We start from the raw sequence: 14,687 nt of genomic DNA, 5'->3' as shown, positions 1-14,687 counted from the left end.
ACCGACCATGCGACCTCGACGCACCGCGGGACGCGGCCCTGGGCGCGCCCCGCACCGGCGAGGGGAGCATGGCGTGACCGGTTTCGATCTGTCGAAGCTGCTGGCCGAACGCAGCGGCGAGCGCTACGAGCTGCACATGCGCCACCTCAACCACCAACTGCCGCGCATGCTGCACACCATCGGCTTCGACAAGGTCTACGAGCGTGCCGAGGGCGCCTACTTCTACGACGCCGAGGGCAACGACTACCTCGACATGCTGGCCGGATTCGGCGTCATGGGCGTGGGCCGCCACCATCCGGTCGTCCGGCAGGCGCTGCACGATGTGCTCGACGCGCAGCTCGCCGACCTGACCCGGTTCGATTGCCAGCCGCTGCCCGGGCTGCTGGCGGAGAGACTCCTGACCCACGCGCCGGGACTCGACCGGGTCTTCTTCGGCAACAGCGGCACCGAAGCCGTGGAGACCGCGCTGAAGTTCGCCCGCTACGCCACCGGCCGGCCCAGGGTGCTGTACTGCGCGCACGCCTTCCACGGGCTGACCGCCGGCTCGCTCTCCGTCAACGGCGAGGACGGCTTCCGCGACGGCTTCGCGCCCCTGCTGCCCGACACCCCCGTACCGCTGGGCGACCTCGCCGCGCTGGAGCGGGAGTTGCGCGGCAAGGATGTGGCGGCGCTGGTCGTCGAACCGATCCAGGGCAAGGGCGTGCACGCAGCCCCGCCCGGCTATCTGCGTGCCGCGCGGGAGCTGCTGCACCGGCACGGGGCGCTGCTGATCGTCGACGAGGTGCAGACGGGGCTGGGCCGCACCGGTGACTTCTTCGCCTACCAGCACGAGCAGGACGTCGATCCGGACCTGGTGTGCGTGGCCAAGTCGCTCTCCGGCGGATATGTGCCGGTGGGCGCCACGCTCGGCAAGGAGTGGATCTTCAAGAAGGTCTACTCCTCGATGGACCGGGTGCTCGTGCACTCCGCCAGCTTCGGCTCCAACGCGCAGGCCATGGCGGCGGGGCTGGCCACCCTCGCCGTCATGGAGGACGAGCGCCTGACCGAGAACGCCCGCCATACCGGCGATCTGCTGCGCGGCCGGCTCGCGGCGCTCGTGGACCGCTACGAGCTGCTGCACGAGGTACGCGGCCGGGGGCTGATGATCGGCATCGAGTTCGGCAGGCCCAGATCGCTGAAGCTGCGCAGCCGGTGGACCATGTTGCAGGCTGCGCGAAAAGGGCTTTTCGCGCAGATGGTGGTGGTGCCGCTGCTGCAGAAGCATCGCATCCTCACCCAGGTGTCCGGTGATCACCTGGAGGTCATCAAGCTGATTCCTCCGCTGGTGATCGGCGAGGAGGAGGTCGACCGCTTTGTGACCGCCTTCACCCAGGTCATGGATGACGCCCACAGCGGTGGCCTGATGTGGGACTTCGGCCGCACGCTGGTCCGCCAGGCGGTGGCCAACCGCTGAGGGAGGGCGCGCCCGTAAGGGGCGCGGGGAACTGCGCGACCAGCCACGACGTGTGCCTCAGCCTGCGACGTACAGGTCGGGGCAGCCCGTGGCCAGCCGCGCGGCTCTCTTCCCGGGGCAACCGCTCAGTGCTTAACGCGGCAACTCCCGGCGTACCGTGCGGGCGGCGGCCACCATGTTCCGCAGCGCCTCACGGACCTCCGCCCAGCCACGGGTCTTCAGGCCGCAATCAGGGTTGACCCACAACCGGTCGGCGGGAATCGCCGTGAGGCCCTTCCGCAGGAGGGCCGCCATCTCATCGGTGTCGGGAACCCGCGGCGCGTGGATGTCGTACACGCCGGGACCCGCCTCGCGCGGATAGCCGTGCGCGGCCAGCTCGTCCGCCACCTGCATATGCGAGCGAGCCGCCTCCAGGGAGATGACGTCCGCGTCCAGCTCGGCGATGGCGTCGATCACGTCGCCGAACTCCGCGTAGCACATATGGGTGTGGATCTGGGTGTCCGGACGCACCCCGCCGGTGGTGAGCCGGAACGCCGCGGTGGCCCACGTCAGATAGCCGGGCCGGTCGGCGGAGCGCAGCGGCAGCGTCTCGCGCAGCGCCGGCTCGTCGACCTGGATGACGGCGGTGCCCGCGGCCTCCAGTTCGCACACCTCGTCGCGCAGCGCCAGGGCGACCTGGCGCGCCGTCTCGGACACCGGCTGGTCGTCCCGTACGAACGACCAGGCGAGCATGGTCACCGGGCCGGTGAGCATGCCCTTGACCGGGCGGGAGGTCAGCGTCTGCGCGTACTGCGTCCAGCGCACCGACATCGGCCGCGGGCGTGCGACATCGCCCGCCAGGATCGGCGGGCGCACATAGCGGGTGCCGTACGACTGCACCCAGCCGTGCCGGGTGGCGAGGTACCCGGTGAGCTGTTCGGCGAAGTGCTGCACCATGTCGTTGCGTTCGGGCTCGCCGTGCACCAGTACGTCCAGCCCGGCGCGCTCCTGGAAGGCGATCACCTCGCGGATCTCGGCCGCGATCCGCTGCTCGTAGGCGGTCTCGTCGATCCGGCCGGCCCGGAGACCGGCCCGGGCCGCACGCAGCTCGGCCGTCTGCGGGAACGAGCCGATGGTGGTGGTCGGCAGCGGCGGCAGGCCGAGCCGGGTGCGCTGCGCCGCCGTGCGCCGCGGGTACGGCAGCGCGCGGCGGGTGTCCGCCTCGGTGACGGCTGCCGTACGGGCCCGTACGGCCTTGTCGTGGGTGAGCGGCGAGGCCGTACGTGAGGCGAGGTCGGCGCGGTTGGCGGCCAGCTCGGCGCTGATCGCCGCGGTTCCCTCGGACAGGCCGCGGGCCAGCGTGACCGCCTCCGCCGCCTTCTGCCGTGCGAACGCCAGCCAGCGTGCGACCTGGGGGTCGATATGGCGCTCGGCGCGCGCGTCCAGCGGCACGTGCAGCAGCGAGCAGGACGCCGCCACATCCACCCGGTCGGCGAGGCCCAGCAGGGTGGCGAGGGTGGCCATGGAGCGTTCGTAGTCGTTGATCCACACATTGCGGCCGTCGATCACCCCCGCGACCAGCCGCTTGCCCGGCAGCCCGCCGGCCGCGGCGAGCGCGTCCAGGTTGGCGGCGGCCGGCCCGGTGAAGTCGAGCGCCAGGCCCTCGACCGGCGCCTTGGCCAGTACGGGCAGCGCCTCGGCGAGCCGGTCGAAGTAGGAGGCGACCAGCAGCCGCGGGCGGTCGGCGGCGCCGCCCAGTAGCCGGTAGGCCTCGGCCGCGGCCTTCAGCTCGGCGGGCGTACGGTCCTGCGCCAGCGCCGGCTCGTCCAGCTGCACCCACTGGGCGCCCGCGGCGCGCAGATCCGCCAGCACCTCGGCGTAGACGGGCAGCAGCCTCTCCAGCAGCGACAGCGGCTCGAAGTCGGGGGCGACGCCGGGCGCCGGCTTGGCCAGCAGCAGGTAGGTGACGGGCCCGACGAGCACCGGCCGGGCCGCCGGGAGCCCCAGTGCGAGGGCTTCCGTCAGCTCGGCGGTCTGCTTGCGCGAGTCCGCCGCGAAGACGGTGCCGGGGCCGAGTTCGGGCACCAGATAGTGGTAGTTGGTGTCGAACCACTTGGTCATCTCCAGCGGCGCCGCGTCCTGGGTGCCGCGGGCCATGGCGAAGTACCCGTCCAGCGGATCGGCGGCCGCGGCCGCGCGGTGCCGCTGGGGGAGGGCACCGACCATCACGGTCGTGTCCAGTACGTGGTCGTAGTACGAGAAGTCGCCGGTGGGGACCTCGTGGATGCCCGCCTCGGCCAGCTGCCGCCAGTTGGCGGCCCGCAGCCGGGCCGCTGTGGCGTGCAGGGACTCGGCGTCGACGCGGCCCTTCCAGTACCCCTCGATCGCCTTCTTCAGTTCGCGGTCCGGGCCCTGGCGGGGATAGCCGTACACCGTGGCGCTCACCGGCGCGGGCGGGCGGGTGGTGGCCGCTCGGGCTGCTGCCTCGTGCGTTCTGGGCGCTGTCACGCAACTCTCCTTCGCGAGTGTCTCCAGCGTCCCGGAAGGACGGAGCGAGGACACGAAGGGAGGCGGCGCCCGGGGAGGCGGACGCGTGGCCGGCGTCCCGCCGTCTGGTGCGCTGTGCTCTCCGACCCGCCCTCGAGGTCTCCGGGAGGACCGTGCACGCGTGGACGCGCACGGGCAGCGGGCAGGTCTTCGGACTCGCGGGCACGCCTGCCGGTCTCCCGGCGGGCACCTACTGGCCGTCGCTTCCCGGACCTTGTGGTCCAGTGCGTATGACGGCGGTCGTTCCCACTCACCGCTGCGGGGCAGTCCCGGACTCGCACCGGGTTCCCTCTTACGACGCCTCCCGCCTGGCTGACGGGGCGAACCTGCTGCACCGCCAGCATAACCCCGGGGGCGGGGCTCAGCGGGGCTCAGCGGGGCGTCGAGGCGGAGGGATGAGGCGTCCGCTGGGCCGGTTTCAGGGCTCCAGCAGGCGCGAGCGCAGCCTGATGCGGGTTCCCTCGGAGAGTTTGAGGCCCTCGGTCAGGTAGGTGTCCACGTCGCCCCACCTCTCGTCGATGGTCTCGAACGCGGTGTGCAGATAGCGGGCGCGCGCCTCGAAGAGAGGGGCGAGCAGTTCCAGGACCTCCGGCGCCATACCGGCCTTGGACTTGTTGCTGCGGTAGATCTTGTACCGCCGGTGCGGCTGGTTGGACTGGAGGTAGTCCTCCTCGATGGCGGCCCGCTCCACGCCGAGCGCCAGCAGCGTGATGGCGACCGCAAGCCCAGCCCGGTCCTTGCCGGCCGCGCAGTGCATCAGCGCGGGCACGCTGTCCTCGGCCAGTGCGTGCAGGATGCGGCTGTGCTCGGCCGTCCGCTCCAGGATCATGGCGCGGTAGGAGTCGGTCATCCGCCGGTCACCGAGCCCGTCGCCGAGGATCGCCCGGAGCTGGTCGAGTTCGCCGTCGCGCACCAGCCGCCAGAACTCGGCACCGTCGGCCGGGTCGGACAGCGGAAGGTTGACGTTGCGGACCCCGGGCAGCTCGACATCGGGGCCGTCGAGCGCCTGGTCGGCGGAGTTGCGGAAGTCGAAGACCGTGTGCAGTTCGAGCTCGCCGAGGAAGGCGGCGTCCTCGGGCGTCGCGTGGGCCAGGTGCCCGCTGCGGAAGAGTACCCCGCGCCGCACCCGGCGCCCGTCCACCGTCGGCAGGCCCCCGACGTCCCGGAAGTTCCGTACCCCGGTCAGCTCCGTCCCGGTGGACTCCACATTCACGTGCGCTCCCAGCATCTGCGACGACCGTCCGTTCGACCATAAGGCATGGATGCCTGAGGCGATCAGTCCTCGTGCGGTGACTCGTACGACGTTCGGCCCGGCCGGGGTCTCGCCGAGGGCTGGGCGGCCCGGCGCCGTACGCTGGCCCCGTGAGCGAGGAGCTGTTCCCGCGGCCCGCTTCGGAGATCGCTCCGGGAGCCGTACATCTGCCCAGTCGGCTGCCGCCCGAGGCCCAGCGCGAGCTGCTGGCGGCGTGCCGCCGATGGGCCCTGCCGCCCGCGGGCCTGCGGACGGTACGGATGCCGGGCGGCGGCCGGATGTCGGTGCGGCAGCTCAGCCTGGGGCGGCACTGGTATCCCTACGGTTACGCGCCGACCGTCGTGGACGGCGGCGGCGAGCCGGTGAAGCCGTTCCCCGGGTGGCTGGGGGAGTGGGCGCGGGCGGCCGTGGACGCCGCCGCCGAGGTGACCGGGGAGCCGGTGTACGGCGCGGGCCCGTGCGCCGTGCCGTACGACATCGCGCTGGTGAACTTCTACGGTGACGGCGCGCGCATGGGCATGCACCGGGACAGCGACGAGCGCTCGGCGGCTCCCGTCGTCTCCTTCAGCCTCGGGGACACCTGCGTCTTCCGGTTCGGCAACACCGAGGGGCGCGGGCGGCCGTGGGAGGACGTGGAGCTGCGCAGCGGGGACGCCTTCGTCTTCGGCGGCCCGGCCCGGCTGTCCTACCACGGCGTACCCCGCACCGAGCCGGGTACGGCGCCGCCCGCGCTGGAGCTGCGGGGCCGGGTGAACGTCACCGTGCGGGCGTACTGAGCGCATCGGGCGTACGGAGCGATACCGCTCCCTCGGACGGCGCGGACGAGCCCTGTCAAGCGGAAGCCGGTGGGGTTCACTCGTTGGGAGCTGGCGAACCCTGGCGAATCCTCCGTACGGGGCAGGTCGCGGGAGGGCCGCGGGCTAGCGTGACCGCGGCATCGATGCACCAGGTCCACCTGTTCTGTCCCTCCGCCGCTGCTGCTCGCCCGATCTCTCAGCGCCTCAACTCACCCGAGGAATCCATGCCCGAACTCCCGACCTCTGTGGCACAGAACGGAAGCGGAGCATCCACTTCCGTTCCTGTGGCCGCCCAACCGACCGGACCCGGTGGGAGGAACGTCCCCGCACGGCGGCGGCACGGCAGGCCCCGGGCGCAGGTCCGCGCCCTAGAAAGCGTGGGGGACGCCGCCGTGCGCCGCCGCCTGGTACGGCTCAGCGTGCTGCCCGCGGGACTGGTCGCGCTCACCGGCGCGGTCGTCGTCTGCCTCCTGCTGTCGGGCCGGGACGCCGCTGATCCGCTCACGGGCTCCGAGTGGGCAGCGCTGGTCACCGGGGCCCTGGTGATGTGCGGGCTGCTCGGCGCCGCCGGGACGCTGGCGGCGGCCGAAGCGCGGGGTACCGCCGCACGGTGCGCGGCCCTGCGGCGCTCCCTGGAACGCGGCCAGGCGGAACTCCGCTCGATGCTGTGGGCCCTGCGGCACGGCGAACACCCCGTCACCCGCACCCGCGCCCCCGAGGGTGAGCCGGTCGGCGACGCGCTGGATCTGCTCGGCCACCAGGCCGCGCACGCCCAGTGCGCCGCGGAGGCCGCCGTGGTGGAGGCCGTCGGGCTGACGGCCCGGGCACGCGGCGGCAGCGAGGAGCGGGCCGAGGTCGTCGTCAGCCTCGCCCGTCGGCTGCAGTCGCTGGTGCACCGGGAGATCGAGCTCATCGACGAGCTGGAGAACGAGGTGGAGGACCCCGATCTGCTCAAGGGCGTCTTCCATGTGGACCACCTCGCCACCCGCACCCGGCGCCACGTGGAGAACCTCGCCGTTCTCGGCGGTGCCACGGCCCAGCGCCGGTGGTCCCGCCCGGTGCCCCTCTCCGAGGTGCTGCGCTCCGCCGTGGCGGAGGTCGAGCAGTACACCCGGGTCCAGCTGGTGCCTCCCGTCGAGGGCGCCGTGCGCGGACACGCGGTCGCCGACGTCATCCATCTGCTGGCCGAACTCGCCGAGAACGCCACCATGTTCTCCGCGCCCGAAACCCGGGTGCTGCTGCGCACCCAGCGCGTCACGGCCGGGCTGGCGGTCGAGGTCGAGGACCGGGGGCGCGGTATGGACCTCGGCGTACAGAACCGCCTCAACGCGATGCTCGCCGAACCGGGCAGGACCAACGTGCCCGAACTGTTGCGGAACGGCCGCATCGGCCTGTACGTCGTGGCCGCCCTCGCCCGTCGGCACGGCGTCGTCGTCCAGCTGCGGAACAACATCTACGGCGGAGTGCAGGCCGTGGCGGTGCTGCCGCAGAGCCTGCTGGGCGGGCCCCGCCAGGACGCAGCGCCTGACGCCGACTCCGCCGCCCCGCCGGCCGAACCCGCCTCCGCCCCAGACGCCGAGCCGGCCGACAGCACCGAGCCCGCGCCCGACCACGGGCGTGCGGTCCCGAGCGCGGGTGCCACACCGGACGCACCGGCGCCCGACGGCGCGGGGGAGGGCGCCCAGGACGGCCGGGAGCCTGCTGCCGGGCCTGGCGGGCCGCCGGTCCCGGGGGCCGAGCAGGACCCTGTACCCGGTGCGGAGCAGAGCCCTGCTCCTGGAGTGGAGCAGAACCATCTGCCCGAGGTGGAGCAGAACCATGCGCCCGGGGTGGAGCAGAGCCGTGTCCCCGGGGTCGAGCAGGCGCCCGGCTCCCACGCTCCCGGCCCCGGCGCGGGCCCAGATCCCCGCCCGCGTGCCAGGGCCCGGGGCAAGGGCCGAGTACCTGTCGCACCGCTGCCGTTCGGGCCGCCTGCCGCACCGGTGCCCCGGCCGGCTCACGCGCCCGTGAACGGCCAGGTGAACGGGGGCCAGGTGAACGGAGCGCCCGCGAACGGGACGCCCGCCAACGGAGCGCCCGCGAACGGGACGCCCGCGAACGGGAGGCCCGCCAACGGAGCCCCCGCGAACGGGACGCCCGCGACCAACGGCGAGGCCGCAGCAGCGCGGCCGCCGTTGCCCACCCGAGGGCATACGGACCGGGTGGTCCATGAACCGGGCCTGGACGACGGCTTGACGGAGCCCCACCCCGCACCAGCCTTGAAGGGAGCTGTGCGAAAGCGTTGATATCCATTTGACTCTGTGGTGTCTTGTGGAGTCATGGATGCGAAGCCATGGGCACGACGGAGCTTTCTGGCAACTACCGGTGGCGCTCTCGCGGGTTGGGCCGCCTTCCGTGAACAGAAGGCGGCCTTCGCCGCCGGGGCGCGGAAACCGGCCGCGGAACCGGACGGCCGCGAATGGGACGCCGACCCGACCGTCTTCCAGGTCAACCGCGAGCCGGCACGCGCGGCCCTCATCCCGTACCGCGACCGCGCGGCGGCGCTCAAGGGCCGGTACCAGGAATCCCCCTACTACCGCTCGCTGAACGGGAACTGGCGCTTCCACTGGTCGGAGAACCCCGCCAAGCGTCCCGAAGGGTTCCACCGCACCGACTACGACGACGGCGACTGGGACCGGCTGCCCGTACCCTCCAACTGGGAGATGCACGGCTACCGGGAGCCCATCTACCTGAACATCAAATATCCCTGGACGGGGTACGAGAAGCCGGAACCCCCGGCCATCCCCAAGGAGTTCAACCCCGTCGGCTCCTACCGCAGAACCTTCACCGTGCCCCGTGGCTGGCGCGGCAGGCGCACCCTGCTCTCCTTCCAAGGGGTGAAGTCGGCCTTCTTCGTGTGGGTGAACGGCGAGCAGGTCGGCTACAGCGAGGACAGCTACACCCCGGCCGAGTTCGACATCGGCGAGCACCTGAAGAACGGCGACAACACCCTCGCCGTACAGGTCTACCGCTGGTCGGACGGCAGTTGGCTGGAGGACCAGGACATGATCGACCTGTCCGGGATCTTCCGGGACGTGTATCTGTACTCGGTGCCGCGCGTCCACCTCCACGACGCCGAGGTCCGCCCCGCGCTCGACGAAGCGCTGACCACCGCCGACCTCACCGTCCGTACCCGGATACGGGACACCACCGGCGGAACGGCCGGGAAGTACACCGTCACCGGAGCGCTCTACGACGCGGACGGACACCGGGTGCCCACCGGCCCGCTGACCGGCAGCGCGGAGCCCCCGGCCGGGGGCATCGCCGACGTGGAGCTGACCGGCACCGTGCACCGGCCGGAGCTGTGGTCGGCCGAGAGCCCCAGCCTCTACACCCTGGTACTGACGGTGCGGGATCCGGGCGGCGACCGCAGCGAGGTGCACCGGGTGCGGTTCGGCTTCCGGAAGCTGACCTTCGGCCCCGGCAAGCTGGAGATCAACGGCAAGCCGCTGCTGTTCGCGGGCACCAACCGGCACGAGACCGACCCGGTGTACGGGCAGGCCGTGCCGGAGGAGACGATGCTGCGCGACATCAAGCTGATGAAGCAGCACAACATCAACGCCGTCCGCACCTCGCACTACCCCAACTCGCCCCGCTGGCTGGAGCTGTGCGACGAGTACGGGCTGTACGTCGTGGGCGAGACCAACCTGGAGACCCACGAGGTCCGCGACACCCTCCCCGGCTCACTCGCCGAGTGGACAGCGGCCTGCCTGGACCGGGCGCGCAGCATGCTGGAGCGCGACAAGAACCACCCCTGTGTGGTGCTGTGGTCGCTCGGCAACGAGGCGGGCAGCGGCGACAACTTCCGCAAGATGGCCGACTGGTTCCACCAGCGTGACCCGAGCCGTCCCGTGCACTACGAGGGCATGAGCTCCGTGGCCGACGTGGAGTCCCGGATGTACGCCAAGCCCGACGAGGTCGAGAGGTACGGCAAGTCGGGCGACAAGAAGCCGTTCATGCTGTGCGAGTACGCGCACTCCATGGGCAACAGCACCGGCAACCTCCAGGAGTACTGGGACCTCTTCGAGAAGTACCCGAACCTGCACGGCGGCTTCATCTGGGACTGGGTGGACCAGACGATCAAGAAGCCGGTGCCCGGCGACTCCTCGCGCAGCTATCTGTCGTACGGCGGCGACTGGGTCGCGGGCTATCCCACGGACGGCAACTTCTGCTGCAACGGAGTCGTCCGCTCCGACCGCGAGACCAACCCCGCCATGCACGAGGTCAAGCACGTCTACCAGCGGATCGCCTTCTCGGGGGACAAGGCGGCCGAGGGCGAGGTGAAGCTCACCAACAAGCAGCTCTTCACCGGACTCGACGCCTACGAACTGCGCTGGGAGGTCACCCGCGACGGTGAGCGCGTACAGCACGGCACCGTACGGCCGCCCCGCACCGGTCCCGGTGACACCGGCACCGTACGGCTGCCGCTGGACCGTCCTGCCAGGCCCGCGCCCGGCGCCGAGTACTGGCTCAACCTCTCCCTCGTACTGCGACACGGCACCTCCTGGGCGAAGGCCGGACACGAGGTGGCGGGCGGACAGTTCCAGCTCACCGCCTGGCAGACGGCGGCCCCGAAGGAGCCGGGAGAGGGCGAGCTGCCACCCGTGGAGTACGAGGAGACCGGCACGGAGGTCACCGTCACCGGGCGGGACTTCACCCTCACGCTCGACAAGCGCCGCGGCACCCTCACCGACTTCCGGCACAAGGGCGTGGCCCTGCTCACCGAGGGCCCGGTGCCCAACTTCTGGCGCGCTCCCACCGACAACGACCGCGGCCGGAACTTCCACGAGAAGGCCAAGACGTGGAGGCAGGCAGGCGCCGAGCGCACCACCGACGCGGTGAAGGTCGCCCGCGAGAGCCGCTCGGTGGTGACCGTCGAGGTGCGCAGCACCCTCCCGACCTCCCCCGCGACCAGCGCGTACACCACAGTCTTCACCGTGCGCGGCGACGGGGAGGTGCGCGTCGAACACACCCTGGAACCCGGTGCGGGGCTGCCCGATCTGCCAGTGGTCGGAGCGCTGCTCACCCTTCCCGCGGGCCTGTCTTCCTTCACCTGGTACGGCAGGGGACCGCACGAGAACTACCAGGACCGGGCGACCGGCGCCCCGGTCGGCCGGTACCGCTCCAGCGTGTCGGAACAGTTCACGCCGTACGTACGCCCGCAGGAGTGCGGCAACGTCACCGGGGTGCGCTGGGGCGAGCTGACCGCCAAGCACGGCGGCGGACTGCGCGTCACCACACAGGACGGCGACCATCTCGAGCTGAGCGCCCTGCACTACGCCCCCGCCGACCTCGACGGGCCAGGCCACCCCTACGAGCTCGAACCCCGGAAGGAGACGGTACTGGGCGTCAACCACCGGCAGATGGGCGTCGGCGGCAACGACTCGTGGGGCGCGCCGCCGCTGGAGAAGTACCTCCTTCACGCGGACCACACCTACCGCTACGGTTACCGCCTGCGCGCGGTGCGGTGATCCGCCCGAGGTAACGGACGCTGCTGCCGTGCCGCAGCAACGCGGCAGGCGAGTCGGCGAGCGGAGAGGAACCCAGCGTGGCGGAACGGCGGGACGACTTCACGACCGTGGCGGACGGGACCCAGGTGGCCACCTACACCTGGCTGCCGGAGGGCGATGTCCGCGCACTGGTGCAGCTCGCACACGGTGCCGCCGAACACGCGCTGCGCTACGACAGGTTCGCCCGCCGGCTCGTCGCCGGCGGCTACGCCGTCGTCGCCTCCGACCACCGGGGACACGGCGCGACGGCGCCCGCCACCGGCGGCCGGGGCGCGGTGGGCGCCGAGGGCTGGCGGGCCACGGTCGCCGACCTCAAGGAGGTCGGCGACCGGGCCCGTGCCCGGATGCCCTCGGACGCCCCGCTCTTCCTCCTCGGCCACAGCATGGGCTCCCAGCTCGCCCGCGACTACGCCCAGGAGCACGGCGAGGGCCTTTCCGGGCTGGTGCTCTCGGGCACGTTCCGCTCGCTGCCCGGCTGCGAGACCGAGGCCGCGGTACGGGTGCTGGAGCGGGAGATCGCACAGCGGGGCAGGGACGCGCCGTCCGAATTCACCGCCGTGCTCTTCAGCTCGTTCAACGACCCGTTCGAGCACCGCACCGGCTTCGAGTGGCTCTCCCGCGACGAGGCCGAGGTCGATGCCTACGTACAGGACGAGAGGTGCGGTTTCCCGTTCAGCGCCGGTCTGTCCCTGGACTGGGTGCTCGGCTCCCGCAAGATCAACGACCCGGAGCAGTTCTCCCGCATCCCGCGCGAGCTGCCCGTCCATATCGCTGTCGGCGACCAGGACCCGTGCAACCAGGGCATGACGCTCGTCTACGAGCTGCTGGAGGACTTCCGCTACCTGGGTACGCGCGATCTGAGCTGGCGCGCGTACGAGGGCGCACGGCACGAGATCCTCAACGAGACCAACCGGGACGAGGTCGAGGCCGACCTGGTGGAGTGGTTCGAGACCCACTTGGACCTGGGTCCCTAGAGTCGGTCCGCCCTCACCTCGCCGTCGCCCAGTCCCTCGCGAACTCGCCGGGTGAGGACGGACGCGCGTAGTACCAGCCCTGCGCCGTATCGCAGCCCAGATCGCGCAGTTGGTCGGCCTGGCTCTCGGTCTCCACCCCCTCGACGGTCACGGCGAGACCCAGCGCGTGCGCGAGCGAGACGATGCCCTCCACGAAGGTGAGATCCACCGGGTCGGCCGGATGCCGCTGCAGGCCCTGCGTGAAGGAGCGGTCCAGTTTGAGCGTGGTGGCCGGCAGCTTGCGCAGGTTGGCGAGGTTGGAGTAGCCGGTGCCGAAGTCGTCCAGTGCGATGTCCACGCCGATCTCGGCCAGCTGCCACAGCGGCTTGAGCTCGTCCTCGTCCGCGCCGATCAGCGCGCTCTCGGTGACCTCGAGGCACAGCGACGAGGGCGCCACCCCCGCGGCCTCCAGCACCGCGATGGTGTCCGGTACCAGATCCGGGTGGTGCAGCTGCCGCGGGGAGAGGTTGACGTTGACGCGCAGCGGCTGCCCGCCCGCCCATGTGCACGTCTGCGCGACGGCCTGCTCCAGCACCCAGCGGCCCAACGGCACGATCAGTCCTGTGTGTTCGGCCAGCGGGATGAACCGGTCGGGGCCGAGCCGCCCGTGTACCGGATGCCGCCAGCGCACCAGCGCCTCGGCGCCGTCCACCTGGCCGTCGCTCATCCGGATCAGCGGCTGGTACTCCAGGAAGAACTCGTCCCGCTCCAGCGCGGCCGGCAGCCGGTTGGTGAGGCTGTGCCGGTCTATGGCCCGGGCCTCCGAGTCCGGGTCGGCCAGCTCGTAGCGGTTGCCGCCCGCGTCCTTGGCCCGGTACATGGTGATGTCGGCGCTGCGCAGCACCTCGGCGGGCTCCAGCTCGCCCGCCGCGCCCTCGACGATGCCGATGCTGGCGCGGACGGACAGCTCGCGCCCGTCCAGCGAGATCGGGGTCGCCAGGGCCGCCAGCAGGGCCCGGGCCAGGCAGGTGACCTCTTCCGTGCCCTGGGGGTCGGACATCAGCACGGCGAACTCGTCGCCGCCGATCCGGGCCACCAGGTGGGCGGGGGCCGTGGTGCAGGACTGGAGACGCTCGCCGACGGCGACGAGGAGTTGGTCGCCGACTGCGTGCCCCAGGCTGTCGTTGACCGTCTTGAAGCCGTCGATGTCCAGATAGCACAGCCCGAACCGGCTCACCCCGTTGCCGGGTGTCAGGATGCGGTCCAGCCGCTCGGCGAACAGCGTGCGGTTGGGCAGCCCGGTCAGCTCGTCGTGGGTCGCCTCGTAGCGCAGCCGCAGATGCAGCAGCCGGCGCTCGGTGATGTCCTCCATCAGGGCGAGCTGGTAGCGGGGTTCGCCCTCGGCGTCCCGCAGCAGCGAGACGGTCAGATTGGTCCACAGCACGGTGCCGTCGGGGCGCTGGTAGGGCTTCTCCACCCGGAAGTGGTCGCGGCGCCCCGCGGCCAGCTCGCGGTGCAGCCGCCACACGTCAGGGGCGTCGTCCGGGTGCACCCAGTCGTTGATGTTGCGGCGGCGCATCTCCTCCTCGGAGTGGCCGAACATCCGGGCGAGGGCGCCGTTGGCGTCCCGCAGCCGGCCGTTCATGTCCGCGATGCCGATGCCGATGGTGGCGTCCTTGAAGACGGCCCGGAACCGGGTCTCGGAGGCGTGCAGGGCCTCCTCGACGGCGGTCTGCGCGGCCAGCGCGGCCCGTGAGAGGGCCTCCTGCTCGGCCAGGGTGCGCTCCCGCACGGCGAGCGCGAAGCCCGCCGCGATGGCGTGCTGGAGCCGGGCGCAGCGCGAGCGCGCCTCGTCGACGCCGACGCTGTCGGGGGTGCCCGCGTACAGCACGAGGTAGGACTCGATGACGCCGAGGATGTGCGGCAGCGCCTCGGGGCTGGTGCAGTGCGCCTCGTTCACCAGAGCCTCGCCGACCTCACGCCCGGGTGCGGGGCTGAACGGGAAGGCCTGCAGGGCCTCTCCCAGCCGGACGGCCAGCGGGTGGAGGAAGTCCTCCAGCTCGGCACGGGAGAGCGAGGTCTGGGTGGCGGGATAGACCGCGCGGCTCCAGATCCGTGCGAAGCGCCGCAGTCCGTCTTCGCCGTCCGCCGCTCCGC

The 14,687-nt window shown here is 72.0% G+C and carries 8 protein-coding genes and 1 riboswitch; of the genes, 5 read left to right on the top strand and 3 right to left on the bottom strand.

The features are described 5' to 3' along the window. The first annotated feature begins 73 nt into the window (after nucleotides 1–73). Nucleotides 74–1,453 (top strand): aspartate aminotransferase family protein, encoded by a 1,380-nt coding sequence (locus tag HC362_RS04980; protein ID WP_243082598.1) that lies wholly within the window; start codon nucleotides 74–76, stop codon nucleotides 1,451–1,453. 132 nt (nucleotides 1,454–1,585) lie between these two features. On the opposite strand, the gene metE is transcribed toward HC362_RS04980, so the two are convergent. Both metE and HC362_RS04970 read right to left on the bottom strand, forming a co-directional pair. Then, complete coding sequence (metE, locus tag HC362_RS04975) at nucleotides 1,586–3,877, bottom strand: 5-methyltetrahydropteroyltriglutamate--homocysteine S-methyltransferase (RefSeq protein ID WP_243088362.1); 2,292 nt, start codon at nucleotides 3,875–3,877, stop codon at nucleotides 1,586–1,588. Between the two features lie 225 nt (nucleotides 3,878–4,102). Next, a riboswitch (cobalamin riboswitch) is annotated at nucleotides 4,103–4,324 on the bottom strand. Between the two features lie 73 nt (nucleotides 4,325–4,397). Next, a complete protein-coding gene (locus HC362_RS04970) occupies nucleotides 4,398–5,207 on the bottom strand; it encodes a tyrosine-protein phosphatase (protein ID WP_243082580.1) in 810 nt (269 codons plus the stop codon). Between the two features lie 134 nt (nucleotides 5,208–5,341). On the opposite strand from HC362_RS04970, the gene HC362_RS04965 reads away from it, so the two are divergent. The 4 genes from HC362_RS04965 to HC362_RS04950 all read left to right on the top strand — a co-directional run bounded on the left by HC362_RS04965 (nucleotide 5,342) and on the right by HC362_RS04950 (nucleotide 12,551). Next, nucleotides 5,342–6,007: an alpha-ketoglutarate-dependent dioxygenase AlkB gene (locus HC362_RS04965; protein WP_243082578.1), complete on the top strand. Its 666-nt coding sequence runs from the start codon at nucleotides 5,342–5,344 to the stop codon at nucleotides 6,005–6,007. A 398-nt stretch (nucleotides 6,008–6,405) separates the two neighbouring features. Further along, on the top strand, nucleotides 6,406–8,313 hold the full coding sequence (locus tag HC362_RS04960; RefSeq protein ID WP_243082576.1) for an ATP-binding protein: 1,908 nt from the start codon (nucleotides 6,406–6,408) through the stop codon (nucleotides 8,311–8,313). A gap of 33 nt (nucleotides 8,314–8,346) precedes the next feature. Continuing rightward, the gene (locus HC362_RS04955; protein ID WP_243082575.1) at nucleotides 8,347–11,538 is read left to right on the top strand and encodes a glycoside hydrolase family 2 TIM barrel-domain containing protein; all 3,192 of its coding nucleotides are present in this window, start codon (nucleotides 8,347–8,349) and stop codon (nucleotides 11,536–11,538) included. Between the two features lie 77 nt (nucleotides 11,539–11,615). Beyond that, the gene (locus HC362_RS04950; protein ID WP_243082574.1) at nucleotides 11,616–12,551 is read left to right on the top strand and encodes an alpha/beta hydrolase; all 936 of its coding nucleotides are present in this window, start codon (nucleotides 11,616–11,618) and stop codon (nucleotides 12,549–12,551) included. 13 nt (nucleotides 12,552–12,564) lie between these two features. Here HC362_RS04950 and HC362_RS04945 read toward each other — a convergent pair whose 3' ends face one another. Further along, nucleotides 12,565–14,661 carry a GGDEF and EAL domain-containing protein gene (locus HC362_RS04945; protein WP_243088361.1) on the bottom strand — a complete coding sequence of 699 codons (2,097 nt, stop codon included), beginning with the start codon at nucleotides 14,659–14,661 and terminating at the stop codon, nucleotides 12,565–12,567. Between the last annotated feature and the right edge of the window lie 26 nt (nucleotides 14,662–14,687).

Origin of the sequence: Streptomyces sp. 891-h (assembly GCF_022760275.1) — a bacterium.
Classification (GTDB): Bacteria; Actinomycetota; Actinomycetes; order Streptomycetales; family Streptomycetaceae; genus Streptomyces; species Streptomyces spirodelae.
This window is presented reverse-complemented; position numbering and strand designations above follow the sequence as displayed.

Bases quoted from the DNA above. Each gene is read 5' to 3' on its own strand.
- HC362_RS04955 (WP_243082575.1), top strand. From the start codon at position 8,347: ATGGATGCGAAGCCATGGGCACGACGGAGCTTTCTGGCAACTACCGGT.
- HC362_RS04970 (WP_243082580.1), bottom strand. From the start codon at position 5,207: ATGCTGGGAGCGCACGTGAATGTGGAGTCCACCGGGACGGAGCTGACC.